Source organism: Actinocrinis sp., from assembly GCF_035650855.1.
Classification (GTDB): Bacteria; Actinomycetota; Actinomycetes; order Streptomycetales; family Catenulisporaceae; genus Actinocrinis.
In genome coordinates, this window is record NZ_DASRGV010000289.1 from 20,029 (window position 1) to 27,789 (window position 7,761).

The 7,761-nt window shown below is 70.3% G+C and carries 9 protein-coding genes; 4 read left to right on the forward strand and 5 right to left on the reverse strand.

What is annotated here, in order from left to right; all coding sequences use genetic code 11:
• Positions 1–75: 75 nt before the first annotated feature.
• On the forward strand, positions 76–669 hold the full coding sequence (locus VFB40_RS20745; RefSeq protein ID WP_324853182.1) for a DNA-3-methyladenine glycosylase I: 594 nt from the start codon (positions 76–78) through the stop codon (positions 667–669).
• On the opposite strand, the gene VFB40_RS20750 is transcribed toward VFB40_RS20745, so the two are convergent.
• The 4 genes from VFB40_RS20750 to VFB40_RS20765 form a co-directional block, all read right to left on the reverse strand.
• Complete coding sequence (locus VFB40_RS20750; protein WP_324853184.1) at positions 670–2,553, reverse strand: DUF6311 domain-containing protein; 1,884 nt, start codon at positions 2,551–2,553, stop codon at positions 670–672.
• A gap of 44 nt (positions 2,554–2,597) precedes the next feature.
• Positions 2,598–3,266 (reverse strand): O-methyltransferase, encoded by a 669-nt coding sequence (locus tag VFB40_RS20755; protein WP_324853186.1) that lies wholly within the window; start codon positions 3,264–3,266, stop codon positions 2,598–2,600.
• On the reverse strand, positions 3,235–4,029 hold the full coding sequence (locus VFB40_RS20760) for a transmembrane-type terpene cyclase (RefSeq protein WP_527249206.1): 795 nt from the start codon (positions 4,027–4,029) through the stop codon (positions 3,235–3,237). The genes VFB40_RS20755 and VFB40_RS20760 overlap by 32 nt, the downstream gene beginning before the upstream one ends.
• Before the next feature lie 69 nt (positions 4,030–4,098).
• On the reverse strand, positions 4,099–4,473 hold the full coding sequence (locus tag VFB40_RS20765; protein ID WP_324853190.1) for a cupin domain-containing protein: 375 nt from the start codon (positions 4,471–4,473) through the stop codon (positions 4,099–4,101).
• Between the two features lie 194 nt (positions 4,474–4,667).
• Here VFB40_RS20765 and VFB40_RS20770 point away from each other — a divergent pair, with 194 nt between their 5' ends.
• The 3 genes from VFB40_RS20770 (at position 4,668) to VFB40_RS20780 (ending at position 7,176) form a co-directional block, all read left to right on the forward strand.
• Positions 4,668–5,165 (forward strand): MarR family winged helix-turn-helix transcriptional regulator, encoded by a 498-nt coding sequence (locus VFB40_RS20770; protein ID WP_349261568.1) that lies wholly within the window; start codon positions 4,668–4,670, stop codon positions 5,163–5,165.
• A 99-nt stretch (positions 5,166–5,264) separates the two neighbouring features.
• Positions 5,265–6,167, forward strand: a complete 903-nt coding sequence (locus VFB40_RS20775; protein WP_324853194.1) for an NAD-dependent epimerase/dehydratase family protein — start codon at positions 5,265–5,267, stop codon at positions 6,165–6,167.
• Between the two features lie 34 nt (positions 6,168–6,201).
• A complete protein-coding gene (locus VFB40_RS20780) occupies positions 6,202–7,176 on the forward strand; it encodes an aldo/keto reductase (protein ID WP_349261569.1) in 975 nt (324 codons plus the stop codon).
• A 50-nt stretch (positions 7,177–7,226) separates the two neighbouring features.
• Here VFB40_RS20780 and VFB40_RS20785 read toward each other — a convergent pair.
• Positions 7,227–7,761, reverse strand: a 535-nt coding sequence (locus VFB40_RS20785; protein WP_324853198.1) for a proline racemase family protein, incomplete at its 5' end; no start/stop codon positions are given.

The window sequence follows — 7,761 nt, forward strand, 5'->3', positions numbered from 1 at the left end:
GGATTTTTTCACGGCACCAACACGGCGAAGCGCGCCAGCGCGGCGCGACAGAACAGACCGGAACGGACGCGGGCAATGGGCGAGAACGAGCGGGTGGCGATCATCGGTGCGGACGGGCTCGCGCGCTGCCCATGGGCCGGTGAAACGCCGGATTACCTCGCGTATCACGACGAGGAGTGGGGGCGGCCGCTGCACGGCGACGACGCGCTGTTCGAGCGGCTCTGCCTGGAGGCCTTCCAGTCCGGTCTGTCCTGGCTCACCATCCTGCGCAAGCGTCCCGCCTTCCGCGCCGCCTTCGCCGACTTCTCCATCGAGAAGGTGGCGGCCTTCGACGAGCGGGATGTGCAACGCCTGCTCGCCGACACCGGGATCGTGCGCAACCGGCTCAAGGTCAACGCGGCGATCGCCAACGCGCGGACCGCGGCCGCGCTCGACGGCGGCCTGTCTGAACTGATCTGGTCCTTCGCCCCGGCCGAGCCCGGTCCCGCGCCCCGCCGCGGCGGGGACATCCCGGCGATCACCCCGGAGTCGACCGCCATGGCCAAGGCGCTGAAGAAGGCCGGCTTCGTCTTCGTCGGCCCGACCACCTGCTACGCGCTCATGCAGGCCTGCGGCCTGGTCGACGACCACCTGGCCGACTGCCACGCGCGCCGCACCGCAGTGCTCTGATCATCCGATCCGCCAGGTCCAGACCCCGCCGACCTGCTTGCCGGGCCCGAACAGCTCGGTGAGCAGCAACCGGTCCTGTACCGGATGCCGCAGCGGGAGGTCGGCTCCGTTCAGCTGGGCAGAGCCGTCGTTCGGCACTGCGCTGAACAGCGCGACGCAGCCGGCTCGCCAGTACGCGGCGTCCTCAGTGGCCTGAAGACGTGTGGTCGCGGTGATGGCCGGCACCGCGCCGGTCGCGTCCACCTGCGTCAGCAACCGCTGCGTCGGGCGCTCGGGCGGGGTTCCAAAGGCGCGCGTACCCACGCCCGGCCCGAAGAAGTCGCCCCCGACGATGGGGAAGCGGTCACCGGCCACCGCCGCCCAACGCATCGCGGTGAAGCCGAACGGGAACGCCACGAGCGTCTTGCCCGGGCCGACGCATTGCCGCCACAGCCCGTCCGCGTAAAACGCCGGAGCGGCCGGACGGTCCTGGGTCGTCACGGCGCGGGGAGCGATGGGCAAGAGCGCCGCCGCCACGACCGCGAACGCGGCGACCGGAGCCGCCGCGGCCAGCCTCGGACGCAACCGGGCGGTGAACCGGTGCACGCCGATGACCAGGATGTACGCCAGCAGCGGGAAGACGGCGAACGAAAGCCGCACCGGCAGCGCGTCGGCGAACAGCGGAAGACCCGCGAGGTACGACCACGGCCCCTTGTGCCGCAGCGTCGCGGATCCGAACATCGGCGTCGAGCCCAGCGACAACACGGCGATCACCACCGCAGCCAGCCCGGCGGACCGCACCGCCGACTCCCGGAAGCGCCACACCAGGACCGCGAGCGCGATCAGCAGCAGCGGCCAGCCGACGAACGCGGACTCCTCCGTGATGTTCGGCGCGAGCGCCGCGGATCGGGCCGCGCCGGCGAGCGAGAGCTGGGAGAAGGCGAAATAGGACTTGGCATCCGCCTCGTAGTTCGCGGAAGCCCAAGGCGCGCCGGTGTAGGAACCGGGGCCTTTGAACTGGAACCAGAGCGGATACGCGAGCAGCACACCCGCGACTGCGGCGGCTACGCCGGCGCCGCGTAACGCGACCGGGGCGGCTCGCCACGCCTGGCGTGGGCGGGCAAGCGCTTCGAACAGGATCACCAGCCCGAGCGTGAGGCCGGTGATGAACACCAACTCCTCGGCGATGGCGGTCAGCGCCGCCACCAGCAGGCCGAGCACCGCGCCGGTCCGCAGGGACCGCCCCGGTACGCGCAACGCCAGGACCCGGTCGGCGATGAGCGGCACGAGCCATTGGGCGGTGAGGTTGGGATGCCCGTAAGAGTGGGCCGCCATCGCGGGGGAGAAGCCGCACAGCAGGCCGCCGATCGCCGCGGCGCCGCGGCGCATTCCCGGCGAGGCCTCGCTGGTCTCGGGATGGCGCAGGAAGAACCAGTACCAAGCCGTTGCGGCCGCGAACGGATTGAACACCAGCAGGAACACGAAGCTCGCCGTCGCCCCGGCCGCCAGGGTGAGCGGGGTGAGCAGGACGCCGTAGAGCGGGACCGACGGGTTCGCCATCAGGTTGACGCCGCGCGGGGCGTTCATGGCGGCGCTGAAGAGCGGGTTGTGGAAATGCGCGACCTGTTGCGCGACCGCGCTGAGCATCCACTCGAAGGTCGTCTGGTCCGCCGCGTCCTGGCCGATGATCTTCGTGCCCGGATGCAGGATCAGGCCGTGCAGCAGGTATACCGCCAGGCCGGCGAAGACGAGCAGCGGGATTCCGTGGCGCGCGGCGAAACGGCGCGCTGACGGCATGCTCCAGGCGCGCTCCCGCCGGGCCGGCTCGGGCGCAGCGTCCGGTTGCTGCGCCCCGTCGGCTGTCGGCAGCGGGACTTCCCTGGAAAACACCTGCCTGGAAAACACGTGCCGCATGCTATCGGTCGGCCGTGATCGCGGTGTTCGCCGCGTTAGCTCTCGACGATCGCGAAGATGAAGCCGTCGTAGCCCTTCACACCCGTGGTCTGGACGGCGGTGGCGGTCAGCCGCGGCTCGTCGGCCATCACGTCGACCAGCCGCCGCACGCCCTGCACCGATGAGTCCGCGCTGTTCGGGTCGATGACCTTGCCGTCGCGCACCACGTTGTCGACCACGATGACCGTGCCCGGCCGCGAGAGCTGCAGCGCCCACTGCAGGTAGTCGGCGTTCGACGGCTTATCCGCGTCGATGAAGACGAAGTCGAACGGCTCAGGCCGCTCCTGCGCCAGCGCCGCCAGGCTGTCCACCGCGCGCCCGACCCGCACCTCGGCCCTGCCCTCCAGCCCGGCCGACTTCAGGTTCGCCCGCGCCACCTCGGCGTGGTGCGGGTCGACCTCGAGCGAGATCAGCGTCCCGTCCTGCGGCAGCGCCCGGGCCAGCCAGATCGTCGAGTATCCGCCGAGCGTGCCGACCTCGAGGATCCGGCGCGCGCCGTGGATGCGCGCGATCATGTGCAGCAGCCGGCCCTGGTTCGGCGCGACCGCGATGTCCGGCAGCCCCTCCCGCGCGCTCAGCGCCCGCGCGCCGTCGAGCACCGGGTCGGCCGGCAGCAATGCGTTGTTGAAGTAGTCATCGACCGCTGTCCACGTCTGCTGACTCATGGGTGATCGCACCTGCTCCCGTCGACATCGCCGTGATCGTCTCCCCTTCGGCCGAAGATATCGGAATCGAGCGCACTGAGAGCACGAGGCCGAGATACACCAAGTCGAGCACGAAGCAGGCGACGTAGAGATAAGGCAGCAGCCCGCCGTGGTAGCGCGCCGCGAGGTCGCTCTTGACCGCCACCGAGCCGGAGGCGAACGCCGTGCCCGCCAGCTTCGCGGTGGCGATCCCGATCGACTGGCCGCGCCCCGCGGGCCGCGCCGTGAACATCGCGATGAACAGCGCGGACATCATCAGGTTCGAGCCGAACGCCGAGTACGCCCCGGCGCCGGCGTCGAACTGCGTCCCGACCAGATCAACGGCCGGATACGCGAGCGCGAGGAGCGCGGCGAGACAGCCGTAGAACACCCGCTTGGAAAGGTACGGGAACTCGCTCGGCCCGAACCGGACCACCGTGTAGGCGATCCCGCAGTCCAGCAGGAACCACACGATGTCGATGCCGTGCTGTACTCCGTTCGAGGGACGTAAGAAGGCGTAGATGAACTGCCACGATATGTTGGAGGCGAAGGCGACGATGGGCATGCCGTAGGTCCGCTCGCGCAGACCGATCCGGATGATCAGCAGGTAGGCCAGGGTCCAGCACAGGCCTGCTCCGATCCCGAGGGCAGTGGACACCGCCGCGCTCCTTCCGTACGCCTCTCCTGGTACGGCCTCGGAATCTACGCCCGGCGCGCGGTGCTTGGTAACCCTTTGTCCTGGTATGGAAGTCTAAAAACTGCCCCAACAGTTCGTCGGGTGTCGACCCGTCGGCTCACCGGATCAGCTCACCGGTCAGGCGGCCCACGGCGGACACATCCGGCTGCCGTCTTCGAGCTCTGCTTCGAGCCCGGTGCTGGTGCTCACCCACAGCGCGGCAGGTCCGGGGCCGAGATTGTCCAGGCGCAGCGACGCGCCGGCCGGCACGACCGCGATGTCGTCGACGCCGAGCACGTGCGCTTCGCCGTCGAGGGTGAGCTGCACGCGGCCTTCGATGACCGCGAACACCTCCTCGCGCGAGACGCGGTGCGGCAGGCCGGTCCCGACGTCGGGGAGTTCGGTCCGCCAAAAGCACAGTTCCTTGCTGCCCGCGGCTGACGAGGCGTAAGACCTGAAGGTGGCGCCGTGGATCTCGAAGACGACGGCGTCCGCGGAACGGATGACAGGCATGGAAAAACCCTTCGGAACGGCGGCGCGGAGCTCGACTGCCCTGCGCTGATTGAAACCGTGGCTGATAGAAACCGTGGCTGCTAGACGACGGGGCCCACAGACAACGGGGCCGATAGACAACTGGCTTGACTAAATGGTCAAGCAGCTTGTCTTCTTTGTCAAGGTGGCAGGATGGGCGCATGCGCGACGGCGAGATGCAGCGGACGGCGGGACGACGGCGGGAAGCCGCGGCGGTGGACCAGGCCGCAAGGGCGGACAACCTCGCCCTGGCCACGCTGCTCCTGTCGGCGGCCACCGCCCTGGTCGACGGCATCCACTCCGCGGTCATGGCGGCCGGCTTCGACGACCTGCGCCCGACCCACGGCTTCGCCTTCGTGCGCATCTCCGCGGGCGACGCGACGGTCGGCGACGTGGCCGAGCACCTCGGCGTGACCAAGCAGGCGGCCAGCCAGCTCGTCGACGAACTCGTCCGGAAGGGCTACGTCACCAGGCGGCCGCACCCGACCGACGCCCGCGCCCGGCTGCTCGCGCTGACCCCGCACGGCTGGGCCTGCACCCGCGCGGCCGACCGCGCGATGGCCGATCTGATGGAAGGCTGGGCGGCGGTGCTCGGCGGCAAACGCGTCGCCGCGCTGCGTGCGGACCTGGCCCGCGTCGTTCCCGTCGGCCCGCTGCGGCCCGCGGCTTGGTAGGTTGGCTCCGAAGATCTTCGCGCGGCGCCGGACCGGCCGCGTGCGGCGATAACAGGGCCCGATCATCAAAAGCACTCGACGAGCGGGATGGTGGCGCAAATGGCCGACGGCGCGGTGGGACGAGTCGCGGTAACCGGAGGCAGTGGGAAGCTCGGCCGCGCGGTCGTCGCCGAACTGCTCGACCACGGCTGGGAGGTGCACAACCTCGACCAGGCGCCGCCGCCGGGCCACGCCCGTCCCCGCTCGGCCTACACGCAGCTCGACCTGACCGACTACGGCCAGGTCGTCGGCGCGCTGACCGGCATCGACGACCGGCACCGCGGCCTGGACGCCGTCGTGCACCTGGCCGCGATCCCCGGCCCCGGCGTGGCCACCAACGCCGCGACCTTCGCCAACAACATCCGGTGCTCGTACAACGTGTTCGCGGCGGCGCGGCTGGCCGGCATCCGCAACGTGGTGTGGGCCTCCAGCGAGACCGTCCTCGGCCTGCCGTTCGAGACCCCGCCGCCGTACATCCCGGTCGACGAGGAGTACGAGGGCCGCCCGGAGACCTCGTACTCGCTGGCCAAGCACCTCGACGAGCAGATGGCCGCCCAGTTCGCCCGCTGGGATCCGCAGCTGAAGATCATCGGCCTGCGGTTCTCCAACGTCATGGAGCCGCACGACTACGCCGCCTTCCCGTCCTTCGACGCAGACCCGTCGCTGCGCAAGTGGAACCTGTGGTCGTACATCGACGCGCGCGACGGCGCCCAGGCGGTCCGCAGGGCGCTGGCCTACCCGAACCCGGGCCTCGAGGTCTTCATCATCGCCAACGCCGACACCGTCATGGCCGAACGCAGCAGCGCGAGCCTCGCCGCCGAGGTGTACCCGGACGTGCCGGTGCTGCGCGAACTGGGCGAGCACGAGACCCTGCTGTCGATCGACAAGGCCCGCCGCGTCCTCGGCTACGAGCCGCAGCACAGCTGGCGCGACGAGGTCCGCGGCCGGGCGCAGCAGGCGTGACAGGGGAGCGAGGCAGGGGAGTAAGGCAATGGACATGCAGTACGTGAAGCTGGGATCGACCGGCCTCGACGTCTCGCGGCTGTGCATCGGCTGCATGAGCTTCGGGGACAAGGCCCGCGGCGGCCACCAGTGGGTGCTCGACGAGGAGGCCTCGCGCCAGCTCATCAAGCGCGCGCTGGAGGCCGGGGTCAACTTCTTCGACACCGCCAACAGCTACTCGGGCGGCAGCAGCGAGGAGATCACCGGCCGCGCGCTGCGCGACTTCGCCCGCCGCGACGAGATCGTGCTGGCCACCAAGGTCTACTTCCCGGCGCGGCGCGGCCCCAACATCGGCGGCCTGTCCCGCAAGGCGATCTTCACCGAGATCGACAACAGCCTGCGCCGCCTCGGCACCGACTACGTGGACCTCTACCAGATCCACCGCTGGGACCCGACCACGCCGGTCGAGGAGACCCTCGAGGCCCTGCACGACGTGGTCAAGGCCGGAAAGGCGCGCTACATCGGCGCCTCCTCGATGTTCGCCTGGCAGTTCGCGAAGGCGCTCTACCTCTCCCGCGCGAACGGCTGGACCGCGTTCGCGACCATGCAGAACCACTACAACCTGCTCTACCGGGAGGAAGAGCGCGAGATGCTGCCGCTGTGCGCGGACCAGGGCGTCGGCGTCATCCCGTGGAGCCCGCTCGCACGCGGCCGGCTGACCCGCGACTGGGACGAGTCCAGCGAGCGCGGCGCGAGCGACCGGTTCGCCAGCAACCTGTACCACGAGGGCGACCGGCGCATCGTCGAGGCCGTCGCCGCGATCGCGCAGCGCCGCGGGCTGCCGCGGGCGCAGGTGGCGCTCGCCTGGGTCTCGCGCAACCCGGTGGTGACCGCGCCGATCGTCGGGGCGACAAAGCTACAGCACCTGGAGGACGCGATCGCCTCGCTGTCGGTGGAGCTCACGGACGAGGAGGTCGCGCAGCTCGAAGCCCCCTACGAGCCGCACGAGGTCTCGGGCATCGAGGTCTGATCAGGGCCGGTTGGCGGCCATCGCTTCGCTCGCGCGGTGGCCGCGCCGGTTCACGACGCGCTCGGCTGCGGTGAGGTCTTCGGGGACGTCGTCGGGGCGGCGGTGGCTGAGCTGCCGCCCGCCGGCAGCGTGTGCTGGTAGACCAGCGCGGCGACGTTCGTCAGGACAGTGACGGCATCGGAGCCGGACACCTTGCCGAACGGAATCGTGATGACGAACGTGCGATTGCCGTCAGCCATCAACAGTTCGGTGTCGCCTCCGCCCGAAGCGGCTGAGCTCGCGGACGGGCTCGCGGCGGAGGAGGGGGACGCCAGGGTGCTGGCGCTTGCCGTTGCCGTTGCCGGAGGCGAGCTTGCAGGCGTTGCCGCGGGCTCGGACAGAACCGTCGCCGGGTGACCGCTCACCAGTACCGGATCGCGCGGATTCAGAAGGAGCGTGGCTTCGCCATTGACGTACGCTGAGCCGGTGATTGTCGGCGCGACCGTGCCTTTGTCGCGATCGATCCAGCGATAGCGCGCGACGAAGCGGCTGCCGATGACGCTTTCTTGAATCCACGGCTCGCCCTCGGCGAGTTTGCCGTCGGCG

Bases quoted from the DNA above. Each gene is read 5' to 3' on its own strand.
- VFB40_RS20755 (WP_324853186.1), bottom strand. From the start codon at position 3,266: ATGAGTCAGCAGACGTGGACAGCGGTCGATGACTACTTCAACAACGCA.
- VFB40_RS20780 (WP_349261569.1), top strand. From the start codon at position 6,202: ATGCAGTACGTGAAGCTGGGATCGACCGGCCTCGACGTCTCGCGGCTG.
- VFB40_RS20770 (WP_349261568.1), top strand. From the start codon at position 4,668: ATGCAGCGGACGGCGGGACGACGGCGGGAAGCCGCGGCGGTGGACCAG.
- VFB40_RS20765 (WP_324853190.1), bottom strand. From the start codon at position 4,473: ATGCCTGTCATCCGTTCCGCGGACGCCGTCGTCTTCGAGATCCACGGC.
- VFB40_RS20745 (WP_324853182.1), top strand. From the start codon at position 76: ATGGGCGAGAACGAGCGGGTGGCGATCATCGGTGCGGACGGGCTCGCG.
- VFB40_RS20775 (WP_324853194.1), top strand. From the start codon at position 5,265: ATGGCCGACGGCGCGGTGGGACGAGTCGCGGTAACCGGAGGCAGTGGG.